This window comes from Streptomyces sp. WZ.A104 (assembly GCF_002382885.1).
GTDB lineage: Bacteria > Actinomycetota > Actinomycetes > Streptomycetales > Streptomycetaceae > Streptomyces.
Genome location: NZ_NWVL01000166.1, coordinates 1 through 1,547, shown reverse-complemented (window position 1 = coordinate 1,547; position 1,547 = coordinate 1). Strand labels below are relative to the sequence as shown.

Below are 1,547 nucleotides of genomic sequence, written 5' to 3'. Positions count from 1 at the left end.
AGGGCCCTGCCGGTGCGGTACGGCGGCCACCCGGCCGCGCACGGCGCCCGCCGAGCCCTGGTGCTGGCCACCGCCGCCGGGGTGGTCCTCTCCTGCGGGGCCGCCGGTGCTGCGGCCGCCGCCGACCCCGCCCCAGGGGCCCCGCACGCCGACGGGGGCGGTGACCACCCCGAACCGGCCACCCCGCAGGGCGAGACAGGCCCGCTGAAGGGGTCCGGCGCCTCGGGCCCGCCGTCCGCCGCTCCGGACGCGCGCCGGACGACCCGGGCCGACATCATCAACCGGGCCAAGAAGTGGGTGGCCGCGAAGGTCCCGTACAGCATGGAGAAGTACTGGTCGGACGGGTACCGCCAGGACTGCTCCGGCTACGTGTCGATGGCCTGGAACCTCGGAAGCAACGAGTGGACCGGCAGCCTCGCCCGGTACGGGACCCGGATCGCCCGCGCCGACCTCCAGCCCGGCGACATCCTCCTCTTCCACAACCCGGCCGACCCCGCCAAGGGCTCCCACGTCACGATCTTCGGCGGCTGGACGGACTACAGGCGCAGCCACTACGTCGCCTACGAGCAGGCGCGTCCGCAGACGCGGAAGCAGTCGACGCCCATGGCGTACTGGAACAACTCCGACCGCTATGTCGCCTACCGCTACAAGGGCGTCACGGGCGGCTCGCCCGGCTCGGGCTCCGCCACGGCCTTCCCCGGCGCTGCGCGGTTCGGCCCCGGCAGCAACAACAAGTACGTCACCCAGCTCGGCCGGATGCTGGTCCAGCGGGGCGGCAAACGCTTCTACGCGGTCGGCCCCGGCCCCGTATGGAGCTCGGCGGACCGGCGGGCGACCCAGGCCTTCCAGCAGGCCCAGGGCTGGCGGGGCGCGGAGGCCGACGGCATCCCCGGCCCGGACACCTGGAAACTGCTGACCACCGGCAAGGGCCGCGACATCCCGGCCGCGGGGGCGGGTGGCAGCCCGAATACGGCCGTCGCCTTCCCCGGGCGCGGCTATTTCAAGCCGGGTCAGTCCAACGGCCATGTCGACCGGCTCGGCAAACAGTTGGTGAAGAAGGGATACGGCAAGCACTACGTGTCGGGCCCCGGCCCGCTCTGGACCGAGGCCGACCGCCGCAACGTCGAGGCGTTCCAGCGGGCCCAGGGCTGGCGCGGCGGGGCGGCCGACGGATATCCGGGGCCGGAGACCTGGCGCCGGCTCTTCGCGTGACGGATGTGACGACGGACGTACGGACGTGACGGAAAGGAACCGGGAACCGGTGACCCCCAACAACCAGCCCACCCGCCCCACCCCCACCCCCACCTCGACCTCTGCCCCCGCTCCCACCTCCACCTCGAATCCCACCCCCCACCCGCTGGACGACCACCTCCCGCCGTTCCTCTTCGCCCCGCCGGGCAAGGGGAGCCCGCCGCCGCTGTTCGGTGGGGGCGCGGCCGGGGGTGCCGGCGGCGGCGGGGGAGCCGAGGCCGCGACACCGCTTCTGCCGCCGCCGTTGGCCGGGGCCGGGGCCGGGGCCGGGGCCGGAGCCGGTGGCGGTGGCGGGG

At 75.0% G+C, this 1,547-nt stretch carries 1 protein-coding gene and 1 pseudogene; both read left to right on the top strand.

Annotated features, from left to right (window positions below):
* Positions 1-1,212: peptidoglycan-binding protein (locus CIB93_RS36925; RefSeq protein WP_096633124.1), on the top strand; the 1,212-nt coding region annotated here is incomplete at its 5' end.
* 49 nt (positions 1,213-1,261) lie between these two features.
* Positions 1,262-1,547, top strand: a pseudogene (locus CIB93_RS38385) (hypothetical protein); the annotation flags it as partial.